This is a genomic window from Aerococcus viridans (assembly GCF_002871935.1).
GTDB classification, from domain to species: domain Bacteria; phylum Bacillota; class Bacilli; order Lactobacillales; family Aerococcaceae; genus Aerococcus; species Aerococcus viridans_B.
In genome coordinates, this window is sequence record NZ_PNHQ01000004.1 from 1 (window position 1) to 17,295 (window position 17,295).

Annotated in this window: 16 protein-coding genes; 5 read left to right on the top strand and 11 right to left on the bottom strand. The window is 37.1% G+C overall.

What is annotated here, in order from left to right:
- Positions 1-79 precede the first annotated feature (79 nt).
- The 8 genes from rbfA to CJ191_RS02270 form a co-directional block, all read right to left on the bottom strand.
- Complete coding sequence (rbfA, locus tag CJ191_RS02235) at positions 80-472, bottom strand: 30S ribosome-binding factor RbfA (RefSeq protein WP_102198857.1); 393 nt, start codon at positions 470-472, stop codon at positions 80-82.
- 15 nt (positions 473-487) lie between these two features.
- The gene (gene infB, locus CJ191_RS02240; protein ID WP_102198858.1) at positions 488-2,707 is read right to left on the bottom strand and encodes a translation initiation factor IF-2; all 2,220 of its coding nucleotides are present in this window, start codon (positions 2,705-2,707) and stop codon (positions 488-490) included.
- An 80-nt stretch (positions 2,708-2,787) separates the two neighbouring features.
- A complete protein-coding gene (locus CJ191_RS02245; RefSeq protein ID WP_070468979.1) occupies positions 2,788-3,075 on the bottom strand; it encodes a L7Ae/L30e/S12e/Gadd45 family ribosomal protein in 288 nt (95 codons plus the stop codon).
- The gene (gene rnpM / locus CJ191_RS02250; RefSeq protein ID WP_070468977.1) at positions 3,065-3,364 is read right to left on the bottom strand and encodes an RNase P modulator RnpM; all 300 of its coding nucleotides are present in this window, start codon (positions 3,362-3,364) and stop codon (positions 3,065-3,067) included. The genes CJ191_RS02245 and rnpM overlap by 11 nt, the downstream gene beginning before the upstream one ends.
- Before the next feature lie 18 nt (positions 3,365-3,382).
- Complete coding sequence (gene nusA / locus CJ191_RS02255; RefSeq protein WP_070468976.1) at positions 3,383-4,708, bottom strand: transcription termination factor NusA; 1,326 nt, start codon at positions 4,706-4,708, stop codon at positions 3,383-3,385.
- Positions 4,709-4,738: 30 nt separating this feature from the next.
- Positions 4,739-5,215, bottom strand: coding sequence for a ribosome maturation factor RimP (gene rimP, locus CJ191_RS02260; RefSeq protein WP_102198859.1), 477 nt, complete (start codon positions 5,213-5,215; stop codon positions 4,739-4,741).
- Between the two features lie 142 nt (positions 5,216-5,357).
- Complete coding sequence (locus CJ191_RS02265; protein WP_102198860.1) at positions 5,358-6,011, bottom strand: P-II family nitrogen regulator; 654 nt, start codon at positions 6,009-6,011, stop codon at positions 5,358-5,360.
- Positions 6,011-7,495 (bottom strand): DUF1538 domain-containing protein, encoded by a 1,485-nt coding sequence (locus tag CJ191_RS02270; protein WP_102198861.1) that lies wholly within the window; start codon positions 7,493-7,495, stop codon positions 6,011-6,013. The genes CJ191_RS02265 and CJ191_RS02270 overlap by 1 nt, the downstream gene beginning before the upstream one ends.
- A 294-nt stretch (positions 7,496-7,789) precedes the next feature.
- Here CJ191_RS02270 and CJ191_RS02275 point away from each other — a divergent pair, with 294 nt between their 5' ends.
- Complete coding sequence (locus CJ191_RS02275) at positions 7,790-9,100, top strand: ISL3 family transposase (RefSeq protein WP_102198862.1); 1,311 nt, start codon at positions 7,790-7,792, stop codon at positions 9,098-9,100.
- Between the two features lie 138 nt (positions 9,101-9,238).
- Here CJ191_RS02275 and CJ191_RS02280 read toward each other — a convergent pair whose 3' ends face one another.
- Positions 9,239-10,591 (bottom strand): putative glycoside hydrolase, encoded by a 1,353-nt coding sequence (locus CJ191_RS02280; protein ID WP_102198863.1) that lies wholly within the window; start codon positions 10,589-10,591, stop codon positions 9,239-9,241.
- 26 nt (positions 10,592-10,617) lie between these two features.
- The gene (locus CJ191_RS02285) at positions 10,618-11,235 is read right to left on the bottom strand and encodes a YkyA family protein (RefSeq protein ID WP_102198864.1); all 618 of its coding nucleotides are present in this window, start codon (positions 11,233-11,235) and stop codon (positions 10,618-10,620) included.
- Between the two features lie 286 nt (positions 11,236-11,521).
- Here CJ191_RS02285 and CJ191_RS02290 point away from each other — a divergent pair, with 286 nt between their 5' ends.
- The 3 genes from CJ191_RS02290 (at position 11,522) to CJ191_RS02300 (ending at position 14,282) form a co-directional block, all read left to right on the top strand.
- A complete protein-coding gene (locus CJ191_RS02290; protein ID WP_102198865.1) occupies positions 11,522-12,529 on the top strand; it encodes an alpha/beta hydrolase in 1,008 nt (335 codons plus the stop codon).
- A gap of 62 nt (positions 12,530-12,591) precedes the next feature.
- Entirely contained in the window at positions 12,592-13,290 is a 699-nt protein-coding gene (locus CJ191_RS02295) for a zinc metallopeptidase (RefSeq protein WP_102198866.1), read from the top strand.
- A gap of 158 nt (positions 13,291-13,448) precedes the next feature.
- The gene (locus tag CJ191_RS02300; RefSeq protein WP_102198867.1) at positions 13,449-14,282 is read left to right on the top strand and encodes a DUF975 family protein; all 834 of its coding nucleotides are present in this window, start codon (positions 13,449-13,451) and stop codon (positions 14,280-14,282) included.
- Between the two features lie 733 nt (positions 14,283-15,015).
- Here the strand turns inward: CJ191_RS02300 and glnA are convergent.
- Positions 15,016-16,350: a type I glutamate--ammonia ligase gene (glnA, locus tag CJ191_RS02305; protein ID WP_102198868.1), complete on the bottom strand. Its 1,335-nt coding sequence runs from the start codon at positions 16,348-16,350 to the stop codon at positions 15,016-15,018.
- A gap of 207 nt (positions 16,351-16,557) precedes the next feature.
- Between glnA and CJ191_RS02310 the strand changes: the two genes are divergently transcribed.
- The gene (locus tag CJ191_RS02310) at positions 16,558-17,253 is read left to right on the top strand and encodes a DUF554 domain-containing protein (RefSeq protein WP_102198869.1); all 696 of its coding nucleotides are present in this window, start codon (positions 16,558-16,560) and stop codon (positions 17,251-17,253) included.
- The last annotated feature ends 42 nt before the right edge of the window (positions 17,254-17,295 follow it).

Here is a 17,295-nt window from a genome sequence, read left to right on the forward strand (position 1 = left end):
AAAAGGGCCATGCTTATCTTGTAAATAAACATGACCCCTCCTTTATTAAAAACTTAATTAAAAAAATAACTGTGATTATTTATTTTTGGTCACCAACACTATTTGACACAGAACCACTTAAATTATCTGTTTGGTTCAATTGTGCTAGCAATTGATCAATATGATTACCATATTCGATTGAACGGTCACGCTCAAAGAATATTTCTGGTGTTTTATAAATATTTAGGCGTTTACCAATTTCTGATCGGATTAATCCGCTAGATTTTTCTAAACCTTTTTGGGCTTTGTCACGTTCACTGGCTAATTCACTCAATGTAGTGTAGAAAATAGTTGCTTGCTGTAAGTCACCTGTAACTTCTACATCAGTAATTGTAATACCTTCAACACGAGGGTCTTTGACAGTCTTTCTCAAGATGTCATTAACTTCACGAAGTATTTCTTGACTTACACGTTCAGCTCTAAATTTTGCCATTGTGCTTCACCTCATTTATTTTTTAACTTCAACCATGCGATATGCTTCAATCTCATCGTCAACTTTAATATCGTTGTAGTTTTCAATTGTAAGACCTAATTCGAAACCACGAGTTACTTCTTTTACATCATCTTTAAAACGACGCAATGAAGCTAATTGACCATCATAGATGACAATTGAATCACGAATAACACGTACTTTTGAATTACGGTAAATAGTACCATCTAATACGTAACCACCAACGATTGTCCCCACTTTAGAAACATTGTATGTTTCACGAACTTGTACTGTACCCGTTACTTCTTCCGTAAATTCTGGGTCTAACATACCAGTCATAGCTGATTCTACATCATTAATCGCATCGTAAATAATATTATATAGACGCAATTCTACTTCATCTGCATCTGCTTGTGCTTTAGCTAGCGGTGTAGGACGCACGTTGAAACCAATGATTAAAGCTTGTGACGCTTGACCTAAAGTAACATCACTCTCGTTAATAGCACCAACTGCTTGGTGAACAATATTTACTTTAACACCTTCAACTTCAATTTTTTTCAAGCTTCCAGCCAATGCTTCAACAGACCCTTGCACATCACCTTTAATGATAACATTTACAGACTTCAATTCACCTTCTTGTAGCGTTTCGAATAAGTTATCAAGCGTTACGGCTTGGTTGGCTTGACGGCGTTGTTGTAATGCACGACTAGCACGTTCTTCACCAACTGCACGGGCAGTTTTTTCATCATCAAATGCTACAAATCGGTCACCAGCTTGTGGTGATTCTTGCAAACCAGTGATTTCTACTGGTGTAGATGGCCCCGCTTGTTTAATACGACGACCAGTATCATTAGTCATTACACGTACACGTCCATGGGTATCTCCAACAACGATTGGATCTCCAACTCGTAGCGTACCTTCTTGGACTAATAGGGTTGCAATAGCCCCTTTAGACGAGTCAAGACGGGCTTCAATCACAGAACCTAAAGCTAAACGATTAGGTGCGGCTTTATATTCTTCAACATCAGCAACTAATAAGACCATTTCTAATAAGTCACTTACATTTTGTCCAAATTTAGCAGAGATGTTCACAAAGATTGTGTCCCCACCCCATTCTTCAGAAACTAGACCATATTCAGTTAGTTCTTGCATTACGCGATTAGGATTAGCTGTAGGTTTATCAATCTTGTTTACTGCAACGATGATAGGCACACCAGCTGCTTTTGCATGGTTAATCGCTTCAACGGTTTGTGGCATAACACCATCATCAGCAGCGACAACTAGTATAACGATATCTGTTACATCAGCACCACGTGCACGCATTGTCGTAAATGCTGCATGTCCTGGTGTATCTAGGAAAGTGATTAAACGATCGTTTTCACGTACTTGGTAGGCACCAATATGTTGAGTAATACCACCTGCTTCACCATCAACAACTTGAGCGTTACGTAAGTAATCAAGTAAAGTTGTTTTACCATGGTCGACGTGCCCCATGATTGTAACAACTGCAGGACGAGTTTCCAATTCTTCTTCGTCTGCATTCTTAGCATCTTCAAAGTAATGATCGAAATCTGCTTGATCAACGATTACTTTCTCTTCAGCTACCACACCATACTCGTCTAGAATCAATTCAATCGCATCTTTATCCAACGCTTGGTTTTGTGTAGCTGGTACACCCATCAAGAATAGTTTTTTGATAATCTCAGCTGGCTCACGGTGAATCTTTTTAGCAATATCTGCAACAGTCATACCTTCAGAATATTCCACTTTTTCTGGTAGTGGCTTATTTTTTCTTTGTGGTACCGGGTTACCTTGAGGACGATTTTGGTCATTGTTAAAACGACCTTTCTTCCCTTTCTTGCCTTTTCCTTTAAATCCGCCGTTTTTATTATTCTTGTTATTTTTAGAATTATTTTTTTGATTATTCATATTTTTATTCTCTTTTGCTGGGTTGTTGCGATTTTGTGACTTGTTTTGCTGCTGTTTTTGGTTAGCATTTGCTTTATCAGTACCTTTAGCAACAGGCTTTTCTGCAGCTTTTTTAAATGGTTGATTTTTATGTTCATCTTTTGCTGCTGATTTATTTGCAAAGCTACTTTTCAGCTTATTCACTTCGTCTTCAGTCATTGATGCCATATGGCTTGAATATTCAAAACCTGCACTTTCTGCAGCTTTCAATAACTCTTTACTTGATACGCCAATTTCCTTAGCAACTTCGTAGACACGTTTTTTTGACATGTCATCACCTTCCTTATTCTACTAATCTCTCATACTTTTTACTCTCCTATTTGATGTAAAAATATACGTAAAATTCTAATTTATTTTTTAAAGCTCTTTACAAATCCTTGGTCCAAGAAAGCAATCATTGACCTCTTTTTACCAAGCGCACTGGAAATTTCTTCTGTTGTAAACATTTGAATACATTCCACTTCATAAAAAGCACATTTGTTCTCTATGCTCTTCTTAGTTTGCTCGCTAACATCGGATGCAAAGACAACTAGTATAGCTGTTCCTTGTTGAATTGTTTTCATAACAGTTTCTGTACCTGAAACAAGTTTACTTGCTGTCTGAGCTAATCCTAATAGTTTTAACTTATTATTGTTCATTTTCAAAAAGCTCTTTTCTGGCTTTTTGATGTGCAACATAAGCTTTCAATTCACTATAAAAGTCATCCGAAATGGTGACATTTAAGTGTCTATCTAACAAATGTTTATCCCAAGCCTTTTGCACAACTTCAGGATCTAGTGATACATAAGCACCACGCCCATTTTTCTTTCCTGTTGGATCAATTTCAACGATACCTTCAGGATTACGAACAATTCTAATTAATTCTTTTTTAGGAAAACTTTCATTCGTCACAACACATTTTCGCATAGGAACTTTCCGCTGTTTCATGTTTGATCCCACCTAATCTTAGCCTTCTTCGTTTAAACGTTCTTGTTGATCTATATCTTCTTCCCCGATTAAACCATCATTATTTAATTCAACATCATCAACTTGACTTTCAAAAGTCTCAGCGTCAACATTGCCCTCATTCACATCGGCTGCAATTATCAAATCTGCTTCATCCATTGGTTCAGTGCCTTCTGTTACTGTATCATATTCTTCTATAGATTCGATATCTTCGGCTAAGATTGGTTCTACATCTTCATCTACTAATTCTTTTTCAGCAAAACGTTCTGCATATTCCTCTGTTTGTACATAAGCAGCGAAGTCAGCTTCTGATTTGATATCAATTTTGTGATTCGTTAATTTAGCAGCTAGACGCGCATTTTGACCACGTTTGCCAATTGCTAGTGATAAGTGGTTTTCTGGTACTACTACCACACAAGATGTTTCACCTGGTACAAAGTGTACAGATAATACATCCGCTGGGTTCAAGGCATTTGAAATAAATGTCGCCATGTCATCAGACCATTGAACAATATCCATGTTTTCACCTTTTAGCTCATCCACAATTCGTTGTACACGAGAACCACGTGGACCCACGCAGGTACCAACGGCATCAATATTTGTATCATTTGAAACGACTGCTACTTTAGAACGGTCACCAGCTTCACGTGCGATAGCTTTAATTTCAACTGTGCCATCGAAAATTTCTGGTACCTCTTGTTCAAATAATCGTTTTAGAAGGCTTGGATGGCTACGAGAGACATATACTTGAGGTCCTTTAGTTGTGTTTTCTACACGTTCAACATAAACCTGTACACGTTCATGTGGTTGGAAAGTTTCATTGGGAATTTGACCTTCCGGTGAGATAACTGCTTCAATCTTTCCTAAGCTTACATATACATAACGGCGGTCTTGACGTTCAACTATACCAGTTAAAATGTCATCTTCATAATCAATATATTCATTATAGATGATCGAACGTTCAGCTTCACGAACACGTTGCATAATGACTTGTTTTGCAGTTTGCGCAGCAATACGACCAAAATCTTTTGGTGTTACTTCAAATTTGATCTTGTCACCAATTTCATAGGCTTTGTTTAAGTCATGAGCATCTTGTAAAGATACTTCAAGTTGTGAGTCCATCACTAAATCTACGACTTCTTTCACTGCGAATACTTTAATGTCACCTTTTTTTGCATCGAAGTTTACTTCAACGTTTTGTGCTTGTTGATAGTTGCGTTTATAAGCTGAAACTAAAGCAGCCTCTAAAGCGTCCAGAATAACTTCTTTTGAAATGCCTTTTTCATCCTCAAGCGCTTCGAAGGCTCTTAACATCTCTTTACTCATCTAAATTCCCTCTTTCAAAAATGATTAATTTTAAAATTCAATGGCCAATCTGATTAAGGATACATTTGTTTTATCTACTGTTACTACCACTTTACGTGTTTTATCTTTAGTTTCAATCTCATATGCATTATCTGAAACAGATAGTAGACGGCCTTGAATATTTTTTTGTCCATCAATGGCTTGATAGAATGACAAGAATACCCATTCACCAATCGCTGCTTCAACATCAGCTTTATTCTTCAATGGGCGTTCTGCACCTGGAGAAGATACTTCAAGGTAATAAGCTTGCGGGATTGGGTCATTCTCTAATTGATCAATCGCTTCAGAAATATGTTCACTAACTGTGACACAATCCTCTATTGCAATACCACCACCTGGTTTATCCACGTAAATTCTTAGGAACCAAGATTTTCCTTCTTTAACAAATTCGATATCAAACAATATAAAGCCTAAGTCTTCAATAATTGGTTGAACAATTTCTTGCATTTGGTCAGTTACTTTAGCCATATTTCCCCTCGCTTTTCTGATTTTAACTTACTACCATGAAAAAAGTGAGCGTCGCCGCTCACTCCATCACTGTCTTCTTTCTACTTAAACAGTATAGCATATACAAATTTGATAAGCAATAATTGTTGCTACTGTGCGATTTTTACAGATTTTGCACTAAACCTGTTACTTGATTTACTGGAATTGAAAAGATAACCCCACTACCTGGTTTATCTAATCCCATCGCAGCATGTATATTTTCAGAAACAGGTTTAACCTTTTCAGACTCAACAACTAAAAGGACGATTTCTTTTTCAGGTTGAATTTCAATGTTGAAAAGTTTAGAAATCTCAGTGGTACCTGTCCCTCTACCATGAAGAATTGTCGCACCTTTAGCGCCTTCATTACGAGCTGCCACTACGACATCGTCTCCTGAATCGCGGTCAACGATTGTTACTAATAATTGATATTCACCCATATTTCCACCTTCTTTTTCAAATGCTCGATTAAACACATGACTACCGTACACGCTTGAAGTATCAGCAGAAAACAAGATACCCAAACCTTTTTTATCTAATTTCATTTTCTCAGTAATCTTTTCATGAATTATTTTTTCGTATTCCTTAGGGGCTAATGTAATCATCATCTCTTTCTTTGATTCATCCAAACCCATTAAATTAAGAAATTTATTTGGAATGGTGCCCTCACATAAGACCAATGTTCCGCCACCAGTACCATGTTGTTTAGCGATTTTTAGTACCTTCTGTCCAATACCATGGTTGACAATTGCAAAAAATGCCACTGATTCTACAGTCATCAATTAACCCCCTCATTCACTGTTTTTTTATCTTTAACACGTAGTTTGTAAATTAATCCTAGAATCTGAACCATTAACACTGGTGTCATTGCTACCATCGCAATGATACCAAATCCATCTATTAAGACATCTGCTTGTGGTAACGTAGCGGCCACTCCTTGAGCAAAGGCTAAAATGAAAGTTGCCGTCATTGGACCAGATGCGACCCCACCAGCATCAAAGGCGATACCTGTGAATAGGTTAGGTACATAGAAGCTTAATAGTATAGATAAGCCAAATCCTGGTAATAAGAAGTGCCATAATTCAACGCCAGGGACCATAATACGAACCATTGACATTGTAACAGCTAAACCTACACCAATCGATAAGGAAAATAATAACAACTTATTAGGGATATGTCCACCAGTTACATCTTCAACTTGGTCACCAAGAACATGTACGGCTGGCTCAGCTAGGACAACCACCAGTCCCATAACCAAACCTAACCACGGCAATAAAGCTTCATGATTTGTTGCTAATTCAGTAGCTAGGTAACGTCCCATATCCATAAATCCTTGGTTAACTCCAATTAGGAAGAAAGTCAACCCAATCAATACATATATTATCCCAATAGCAATACGACGAAGACCATGTTTATTTATCCTTCTGTGGAAATAAAACATAATGATGAATAAAATTAAAATAGGCACTAACGATACAATTGATTCTTGAAGTGTATGCCCTAGATTTTCTATAAATGGACTTAGGATACCATCTGTATACTGGTAAGCTTCATTATTACTTTGGAATGTGGATGTTTGTATTAATGACATGATTAGTACCGCTAAAATTGGCCCGGTTGACATGGCACCCACTAGACCAAAGGAATCATCTTCTGCTCCTTTACCACCTTTTTTAGCTGATACACTGGTACTAAGAGCTAAAACAAATGGGGTGGTTAAAGCCCCTGTTGTTGCACCTGAGGCATCAAACGACATAGCTAGGAATGTTGAATCTGCAAAAAATGATAATAAAGCAATCAAGCCATAGACGATTAAGAAGAACCATTTTAACGCAACGTTCTTCATTACGCGGTAAACACCTAAGGAAATCATAACCCCCACACCTATTGATACAACGACAACAATCATTTGTGACCCTAAAATGCCACCCGTTGCATCAGAAATTTGTTGGCCTAAAATTAATAGGTCTGGTTCGGCTACGGTAATAGAGAATCCAATAAAAAAAGATAAAAGCAACACAATTAAGTGGGAATTGGAGCGAATAATTGAATCTCCCAAATAATTTCCAATTGGTGTCATACCAATATCTACCCCGAATAGAAATACGGTTAAACCTATAATTAATAAAATTGAACCGATACCAAATCTAATCATCATATCTCCGGGTACATCGACTAATGTAAATGATAATGCGAATACAAGGATAACGATTGGTAAAACAGAAGATATTACTTCCTTAAACTTATCTAGCAATAACTGCATATAATTCCTCCTTTTTAAATAATTAATAACAAAAAATGCAACAAAAAACTTTTTTATTATAATGTATAATTTGTTGCATATTTAACTGTTAAATAAATGAATTCATTTGAAAACATTAAACATAATATCATGTTAACATAATCTGAAATTGACATCAAAAATAATGCCTAAAAAAAGGCTCTACAATATATAGGACTGATGACTAAAAAAGTCATTGGTCCAATTTTTTTCGCAAAAAAACGAGGATTCCATTATCATTAAGTTAACGACAACTAATAGATAGGAGATCCTCGCATGAATAATTTTATCAATATTACCCTACAATTGAAAGATGAAAATATTATATTTGATACTAAAAATGTGGTTGAAGAGAAGAAATTTAATAATAGGTTATCGCTATTCTATCATGCTAAATTGGAGGTAAATCCCCAGTACTGTCCAGCCTGCGGCTGTATAAAAGAAGGACATAACATCGTTAAAAATGGGACTAAGACCTCAAGAATTACGTTAACAAAAGTTTCTGGCCTCCCTGCTTATCTAGTACTACGAAAACAACGTTACTACTGCAAAGAATGCGCGAGTTATTTTACAGCAAAATCAGCTGTTGTGGGTGAAAACTGCTTCATCTCGAAGCGCGTAAAGCGCATGGTTATGGACTTAGCGACAGAATCATTGACGCTAAAACATATGGCCGAAACATGCAATATTTCTGATCATACTGTACAGCGCGTGATTGACGGCGTTGGTGACGATCTTAAACCTAGCATATTTGATCCGTTGCCTGAACATATTGCTTTTGATGAATTCAAGGGTGTGAAGAATACTGAAGGAAACATGAGCTTTATTTTTATTGATAACACTAGCTCACAGATCGTAGATATATTAAGTGATCGCAAAAAAGTACATCTACGCGATTATTTCCTTGCTTATCCATTGAAGACAAGACAACGTGTTAAAACTGTGACGATGGATATGTATACGCCATATATGGAAATTGTTCAGGAGCTTTTTCCTAATGCAAAAATTATTATTGATCGTTTCCACTTAGTACAAGCATTGAATCGAGAATTAAATAAATTACGTGTAGCCGTGATGAATGAATTTAGAAATTCCGATCATAGACTTTACAATAAATATAAAAGCTACTGGCGACTATTCTTGACACCTAGAGAAAACCTAGATACATGGCATTATCAATCCTTCAAGCTTTTTGATTGGCTCACCAATACCGGTGGTATTGTCGAATATTTATTAGATAAGAATCCGATGTTAAAAGCAACCTATAACATTGTACATAACTTGCGTGAAGCACTTCAGGAGAATGATTCTGAAGCATTTCTAACCCAGCTTGCACACACTAAGCTAGCTATAATCCCTAATGGACTTAAACGAGTATTACGCACATTTATTAAATTACAGCGCTTTATTGGTAACACCTTCAAATATAAACATCTAACGAATGGCCGTATTGAAGGTCTTAACAATAAAATTAAGGTGCTTAAACGTATTGCTTATGGATATCGGAACTTTCAAAACTTTAGAACAAGGATATTACTTACGAACAAACTATATTTAAATGGGCTCCCTATTACGCAAGCAGCCTAAGGGCTGCTTGGATATGGAGATAAATATTTATATAATGAATAATGGAAATGAATGATAAATAAAAAAACCAAGCAATCAATGATTACTTGGAAATTATTCTCATCAGTCCGATTTGACGAAGAGCCGATTTTTTAATGACTATTTATAATCCACACCTCTTGTATAGGCGTTAGAGGCGTCCCATAACAAGTATTCATTTGTGCCACTTTCAATTATGGCGTCAATTTGTTCTTGTACTTCAGCGGTGCCGTACTCGGTATAAGTACCATCCGCTAAATAAGAAGCGGTGAAGTCTTGTAACCATGGTCTAGAAACCGGTGCATCATCTAGTTCAGCGTTTAAAGCATTTTCTTTTTCCATGTAGGCTTGAACGACCTCATACGGATATAAATCAGGATAATCTAAACCAAAATAGCCTGGTCCCCAGTGAGAAGGGTAAATCATTGATGAAATTACATCGACATTTTCTGCCATCATATTATAGTTTTGTCCGATACCAGGTGTAGCGACAACATCAGTAACATAACCAAAAATATCTGCAGAAACATCCACATCATATGGTTTAAGCTCTTCGCGAGCATACGCAAGGAAGTCAGCAATGACCATTTGACGTGCTTCAGTTGAAGCTTTACCATATTCAGCGTAGTCGCCCATGTCATAAGTCAATGTTTCACCAAAGGTCTCAAAACCTTCAGGAAAACGAACATAGTCAAATTGGATATCTTTATATCCAGCACGTGCAGCTGATTTAGCTACTTCAACTAAGTATGCCCAGTTATCTTTATTGTATGGATTTAAGAAGGCATCACCACCGTCATTCGTCCAAACTTCACCAGATTCTGTGAGGAAGGTACGAGAGGAATCCGCGGTCGCTAAGTTTGTGTCTTTGAATGTCGTGATACGTGCAATTGGATAAATTTGTTTATCTTCAAAAGTTTGCATCATACGCTCGTTATCGATCGCATTTGTCTCATTGTTATTTAAGACATCACTTTCTGAAGGTAAGTCCATTGTGATATTACCATAATCATCCTTTACATCTAAAACGACTGAATTTAAGTTGGTTTCATCAATTAAGGCGATATTTTCTTGGAGTAACTCTGGATTAGTTGCACCGTCTGCTGATAGATAGATCCCTTTTACCCCATCTTCTGGATAAGCGATATGATAACCCGAATCATAGCTGAATTTTGAAGGTAAGTTTTTGGGTTGGTCTAATAGGGCAGTCTTATCAGTAGCAATTTTTTGATCTTGCGCATTATTGTCCTCACTACTTGTTGCACTTTCTTCAGTACTTTCGTTACTTGTAGTTTGGGCTTGCTGATTTTCATCAGCTAAACCAAACCATTCAGTTCTGATGCCAAAAATTAAGGCTAAACCTAATACAATGGCTGTCAGTAATCCTAAGACTAGTTTCCAATTGAATTTAGGTCCTTCATTTTTCGGGTCTAAAGTTGAGTGATTATTTGAATTTGATTGTTGATCATTCAAGGTTTTGGCCTCCGTTCTATTAAATGTTATTGTGCTTGATTTGTTTTCTCAGCTAAACTTGTTAAGTCAGGCAAAATATCACTCAACACAGCTTGAGATTGTTCAAATTGGCTATTTATTTCACCCAAACCTTTAGAAAAAGTATCTAAGTCGCTATCTTCAGCCGCTAAAGAATTATAGTAATTATCTTCTAGTTCTAAAACTTTTTGATAATGTTCAATATAAGCACTCATTTGACTGTTAACATTTGAAGCTAATTGACGTGATTGGTCGAAGTTTGCGAAATCTTCTTCACCAGTAAAATCAGTTTCATCAAATCCATTGAGACTTTCAACTTGTTTTTGGAAATCTTCAAAAATTGAAGATAATTCTTCAAAATCATCTTGTCGGGTTTGTAGGTTTTCTCGAGTAGCACCAGTTCCAGAATCAGTTAAATTAGCTAAACTTTCATCAGCAGCTAAATCTGTCTCAAAAGCCTCTTGTAATGCATCTTCTTGTGTTTGAATAGCTGACAATTGAGTCATCATAGATTGTGCATCAGTCGCAGATTTTGAAACTACTTGGTCAGGTGAAGCTGTACAAGCTGATAAAGCGCCAATACTTACAGTAACAATTGCAAGAATGGATAATTTCTTCAATACCATTATCTATCTCCTTATTCTATTTTTTTAAATATTAACGGTTGATGGACACTGAATATAGTATCCCAATAATAATTAATAAAGTATAACGTATCTTTAATGATACGAGACTAGCCTAGATTTCTCAAGAAATTAATCTAATTTTTAGCATATACTCACATACTTGCTAAAATTTAGTTTTCATAATTTAAGACTTTAGTCCCTATTTTAAGTGTAAGGTTTAGATATAATATAATGTTAGAAAGAGTGAAAATGTTATGGACAAATAATCAAGGGGGAGTATACGACCATGAGCAAGAAAGACCAGCAGCGACTTTGGCGATTAGGCCTCGCAGCAGCTGCAACAGGTGTAGGCTATATTTATCATGCTATGAGTCAAGAACGTTCGGTGCGAAGTAAAGTGATTCAAGATGGTATGCGCATTAAGCGAGAAGCTGAGCGATTCACTCCTAAAAATAGGAAACAGCAAGCAACAGCAGACTTAGCTAAGCGAAGTATCAACCACGAAAACTTATTCTTCATCACACGAGACCATTCTTCAAAGATTCATCGTGGACAACAGGGGGTTATGATTGACATGACTGCGCAAAATACGGCCCCAGACCCACAAGTTAGTGATAAAGACAAAAATCAACCCTGGATAATTTATTTTCATGGCGGTAGTGGCATCCATACACTACAGGAGCGTGAGTGGTATTTTGTCCAAAAAATAAACCAAGAATTTCAAGATGACGCCAATGTATCTATTCCATTACTCCGTTCATTTGCCAACTATGATTTAGCGAGTGAAGCTGGACGAATCACTTCTTTAATAGAAGAGCTTGCTAAAAAAATGGGACGGTCCCTTCAAAACGTTTACTTTTTAGCGTCAGATACAGGCGCAATACCAGCATTGTTAGTTGCTGATCGAATGGATCAAATAGGGTATCCGATAAAACGGGTTATGTTATTATCTCCTTGGTTAAACACTACTTTTGAAGATGTCCATATTCATCCAGATGATGTACAATTTGATGCTACAAAGGTAAATGCTTTAAAGACAATTTGGCAGGAAAGAAACCCCGCTTTAAATTATGCTAAGATGCCGATAGAATCGTTGCCAATAGTGGATTTTATTAATGGTTCGGATGATAGTCATGCTTGTGATGGTAAGTGGCTACACCGCCGGTTGCGTGCACATAATCATATGAGTAACTACTATCAGTTTGATTATATGCATCATGAATTTTATTTGAATAACATACCAGAGCGTCAGGAAGTTATCGATATCATCTATCAACAAATAATGAATCCATAGCCTAGCATCTGTATTGGTTAAGGTGGGCTAAGCTGTTATAATATTAGAAAAGGAGTGATTCGATGTATTTCCCCATGATGTTTGACTGGACTTATATCTTAATTATTATTGGTGCTGTGATTGCGTCAATCGCAAGTGCTAACGTCAACCGCACATTTAATAAATATAGTAAATACACCACTGAAAAAGGGATGACAGGGACTCAAGTTGCCGAGTACATCCTACAATATTCAGGGATTACTAACGTACGTGTTGAACGTATTTCCGGTAACTTAACTGACCATTATGATCCTAGTAATAAGGTATTACGTCTTTCGGATGCTACAGCGAACTCAACATCTATCGCAGCGATTGGCGTTGCAGCCCATGAATGTGGCCATGCTGTCCAAGATGCCAAAGGGTACTTTATGATGACATTACGTCAAAAAATTGTACCCGTAGTGAATATTGGTTCTACACTATCTTGGCCAATTTTAATTCTTGGTGCAATTGCTGGTTTTAACCAAACCCTTATTAATATTGGCATTATGTTGTTCTCACTAACCTTACTATTCCAATTGGTGACGTTACCAGTAGAGTTTGATGCATCGAAACGGGCTTTACAAATCATGGAAGAAGGTCATGTATTAACGGCAAGTGAGTTACCATATGCGCGTAAGACTTTAAAAGCTGCTGCTATGACCTATGTAGCTTCTGCAATAGCAGGTGCATTGTCACTATTACGTGTATTGATTTTATTTGGAGGTCGCTCTCGCGACTAATCGTTATACGCTATAATGATAAATAGACAACCTTGAGTACAATTGTGCTCAGGGTTATTCTTTTGTGTGAAATAGGTCCTAGGGTGGATGACGAAAAGTAGATTTTTGATAATATATTGTTATTAGATGAAGTAGAAGTAAAGAGGGGGTGACCATGGTTGAGAAGAAATTTAAAAGAACAGGCGAAAGAAACGCTCAACCAGCATACAGGTTGGTTTGTTATTTTTACGATTATTTATTGGGCTATTGTTTGGATAATGAGTACAATACCAACAGCAATATCTTTTGTCCTTTTTCCAATTAGTATCTTCATTTGGCTTGGAACAATCATTTTTATGGCTGGGGCAGATATGGCATATCTCCGTTCATTGATGGTGAAAAATAATCAACGACCAGTCCGCATTCACCGTGATATTGTAGGACCAATTATACGGGACGCAATAAAATTTACTTGGTCACATATCCTTCGTGGTTTTTATATATTCATGTGGTCATTATTATTCTTCTTACCAGCGATTTATAAAGGAGTGGGTTATGCAATGACAGATTATCTCATTATCGACTTCCCAATTTTGACAGCTAGAGAAGCCATTACTGAAAGTCGCCGGATGATGAGAGGGCGAAAATGGCGGTTTATCTGGTTAAACTTACGGTTTATCGGCTGGTATTTACTGATACCATTCACATTAGGCTTAGCTTATTTCTATGTTAAACCATACCACAGCCTCGCTTTGATCAACTTCTATGAAGAAACATTAGATGAAAAAGGCTATCCAGAAAAAGTATCGAACCTTAAACGCGCTAGACAATATCGCACTAAAGAAGTCATTGTTGAAGCAGATGAGTTAGCAGCTGATCATCAAACCAAGGTGAAAACAACCCGACCAAGTCACCGAGACTTTACACGAAAAGAAAAACCATCCATCTTCAAAAGAAAACACCGTTTCATAGAAGACCAGTATACAGACGACAAAAACTGGAACGACTTTTAAAACAGGGTGTGAGCGTCGACGCCAAGAAAGGAACCGATGGAAGATGAAGGCAGTAGATGGCGAAGTCAGCTACAAATTCATCTGAAACGCAGTCCTTTCTGGAGACGCGAACCCAACTAAACAGGGTGTGAGCGAGACCGCTTAGCTCAATGAATCTGGAAGAATAGTGTCGTATCACACAAAGTGTGATGCAAACTATTCTGAAGAGGACTTGAGCTGGTAGAGCAAACCCGACTAAACAGGATGTGAGACAGGGCGTTCAGACAGGAGACGATGGAAGAAATAGATGTAGTGATGGCACATCACACAATCTATTTCTGAAGCGGACACCTGTCTGCCCTGACAAGCTCAACTAAACAGGGTGTGAGCGTCGACGCCAAGAAAGGAACCGTTGGAAGATGAAGGCAGTAGATGACGCAGTCAGCTACAAGTTCATCTGAAACGCAGTCCTTTCTGGAGACGCGAACCCGACTAAACAGGATGTGAGACAGGGCGTCCAGACAGGAGACTTCTAACGCATTTGACCGAGTATATGCTAAAGCATCAACTCGCTCATAAGATGGAAGACTACTGAAAATTACATAAAGCAAAAAAGCACACGAACTTTATAGGGGACCCCAAAAGTTAGACCAAAAATCTAACTTTTGAGGACTCCACATTAGTTGATGTGCTTTTTTATGGAGTTGAGAAAAACACACCTCAAATTTCTTTGAAGTGTGTTTCATTATCTAGATTAGTATTGCTCTAAGTATGTATTTAATTCCCAGTCAGTTACTTGTTGTAAGTATTCTTGGCATTCAATACGTTTGCTTGATAAGAAATTAGCTGTAATATGTGTACCTAGGGCATCTTGTACAATACTATCTAATTCTAATTCGTCTAAAGCGCGGGATAATGAGCTAGGTAATTTATCAATACCACCATTTACTAATTCATCAGCAGTCATTTTGTAAACGTTACGAGAAATAGGTGCTGGTGCAACCATTTCATCTTCGATACCCTTAAGACCGGCACCTAAGATAGCTGCTAGAGCTAAATATGGGTTAGCCGCAGGGTCAACTGAACGTAATTCAACACGCGTTGATTTGCCTCGAGCTGATGGGATACGGATAAGTGGAGAACGGTTACGTGTAGACCACGCAATATTTACAGGCGCTTCATAGCCAGAAACCAAACGCTTGTATGAGTTCACAATTGGGTTAGCTACAGCAGTGATTGCTTTTGCATGTTCTAGGATACCAGCGATAAATTGCATAGCTGTTTCAGATAATTGTGTTTCACTATTTTCGTCAAAGAATACATTTTCATTTCCTTTAAATAAAGACATGTTACAGTGCATACCCGAACCGTTAATACCATAAATTGGTTTTGGCATGAAGGTAGCATGTAAGTTGTATTTACGCGCAACAGTTTTAACGATCAATTTAAATAATTGAATTTTATCACAAGCATCAACAACATCAGTATATTTAAAATCAATTTCGTGCTGGCCAATAGCAACCTCATGGTGAGAAGCTTCAACCTCAAAGCCAAGGTCTTCAAGGACTAATACGATTTCACGACGACAGTTTTCACCTAAGTCTACGGGAGCCACATCAAAGTAACCACCAACATCATTTACGCGCGTAGTGGGGTTGCCATCTTCAGCAAGTTTGAACAAGAAGAACTCTGGTTCAGGACCTAAGTTGAAAGCTGAGAATCCGAAGTCATCTAATTTTTTCACCACTCGTTTTAAATTACCCCGAGGGTCAGCTGCAAATGGTTCACCTTCAGTTGTGTAAATATCACAAATTAAGATGGCAACTTTTCTATCATCAGAACCCCAAGGGAAAACCGTCCAAGTATTTAAATCTGGGTATAGCTTCATATCAGCTTCTTCAATACGGACAAAACCATCAATAGAAGAACCATCAAAGGCCATTTCGTTATCTAAAGCCTTATCTAGCTGTGATACGGGGATTTCAACGTTTTTTAAGATACCGTTAACATCTGAAAAAGCTAAGCGAATAAAATGTACATTTTTTTCTTTTGCGTCTTCAAAAATTGCTTCTCTTGTCCAAGTTGGCATAAAAAATTGCTCCTTTTTGTCGTCCTAAATTTAATTACTTGTGTATTATGAAACTATTTTTAATAGATTGCAAGCAGAAATTAACGTTTTGTGTTATAAAATATAACACAAAAATAGAAATTAACAAAAATCTCACATAAACTACATAAAATTCTCATATTTGCTATAATGAAATGCATGGAAAAAGAAAAAATGAGGATGAAGAATATGGTTATTTTAGGGGCAATAGTCAATGCAATCAGTATTGTATTTGGGGCCAGAGCTGGTACTACATTTGGTCACTTGTTAAAAGACAATACTAGAAAAGGGATAATGACAGCTGTTGCCTTGGTCGTTATTTTTATCGGCGTTCAAGGTGCACTTGAAACAGAAAATCTTATCGTTATGGTACTGTCATTAGTTGTAGGCACTATAATAGGAGAAATAGTTGATTTTGACGGAAAATTTAATCACCTCGCCTTAAAATTACAAGAAAAGGTTACCAGTAATAGTGATGCATCTACCTTTCAAGAAGCTTTTGTATCAGCTAGCTTATTTGTCGTTGTAGGTGCTATGGCAATTATTGGCTCCTTACAAAGTGGCTTATTTCTAGACCATAGCACGATGTATGCCAAGTCGATTTTAGATTTCGTATTCGTCTTTGTAATATCGTCAACACTCGGGATCGGTGCAGCTTTTGCGGCTATACCATTATTGATTTATGAATCCGGACTATCCCTATTATCTGCATCCATCGCACCGTTATTAGGGGAGATGGTGACTACAGAAATTGGTGCAGTAGGATCCTTACTCATTATGGGGTTAGGCTTTAACCTCCTACAAATTACCGACATTAAAGTCATGAATATTTCTCCATCTATGTTTATTCCGATAATCTTGATATCAATTTTCAACTTATTTTAGGCTATAATAGAAGAAAGTCGTTCAATGCGTATTCAAAATAGA

Excerpts from the sequence above, each read along its gene's own strand:
- rbfA (WP_102198857.1), bottom strand. The coding sequence starts at position 472 with ATGGCAAAATTTAGAGCTGAACGTGTAAGTCAAGAAATACTTCGTGAA.
- infB (WP_102198858.1), bottom strand. The coding sequence starts at position 2,707 with ATGTCAAAAAAACGTGTCTACGAAGTTGCTAAGGAAATTGGCGTATCA.
- CJ191_RS02245 (WP_070468979.1), bottom strand. The coding sequence starts at position 3,075 with ATGAACAATAATAAGTTAAAACTATTAGGATTAGCTCAGACAGCAAGT.
- rnpM (WP_070468977.1), bottom strand. The coding sequence starts at position 3,364 with ATGAAACAGCGGAAAGTTCCTATGCGAAAATGTGTTGTGACGAATGAA.
- nusA (WP_070468976.1), bottom strand. The coding sequence starts at position 4,708 with ATGAGTAAAGAGATGTTAAGAGCCTTCGAAGCGCTTGAGGATGAAAAA.
- rimP (WP_102198859.1), bottom strand. The coding sequence starts at position 5,215 with ATGGCTAAAGTAACTGACCAAATGCAAGAAATTGTTCAACCAATTATT.
- CJ191_RS02265 (WP_102198860.1), bottom strand. The coding sequence starts at position 6,011 with ATGACTGTAGAATCAGTGGCATTTTTTGCAATTGTCAACCATGGTATT.
- CJ191_RS02270 (WP_102198861.1), bottom strand. The coding sequence starts at position 7,495 with ATGCAGTTATTGCTAGATAAGTTTAAGGAAGTAATATCTTCTGTTTTA.
- CJ191_RS02275 (WP_102198862.1), top strand. The coding sequence starts at position 7,790 with ATGAATAATTTTATCAATATTACCCTACAATTGAAAGATGAAAATATT.
- CJ191_RS02285 (WP_102198864.1), bottom strand. The coding sequence starts at position 11,235 with ATGGTATTGAAGAAATTATCCATTCTTGCAATTGTTACTGTAAGTATT.
- CJ191_RS02290 (WP_102198865.1), top strand. The coding sequence starts at position 11,522 with ATGAGCAAGAAAGACCAGCAGCGACTTTGGCGATTAGGCCTCGCAGCA.
- CJ191_RS02295 (WP_102198866.1), top strand. The coding sequence starts at position 12,592 with ATGTATTTCCCCATGATGTTTGACTGGACTTATATCTTAATTATTATT.
- glnA (WP_102198868.1), bottom strand. The coding sequence starts at position 16,350 with ATGCCAACTTGGACAAGAGAAGCAATTTTTGAAGACGCAAAAGAAAAA.
- CJ191_RS02310 (WP_102198869.1), top strand. The coding sequence starts at position 16,558 with ATGGTTATTTTAGGGGCAATAGTCAATGCAATCAGTATTGTATTTGGG.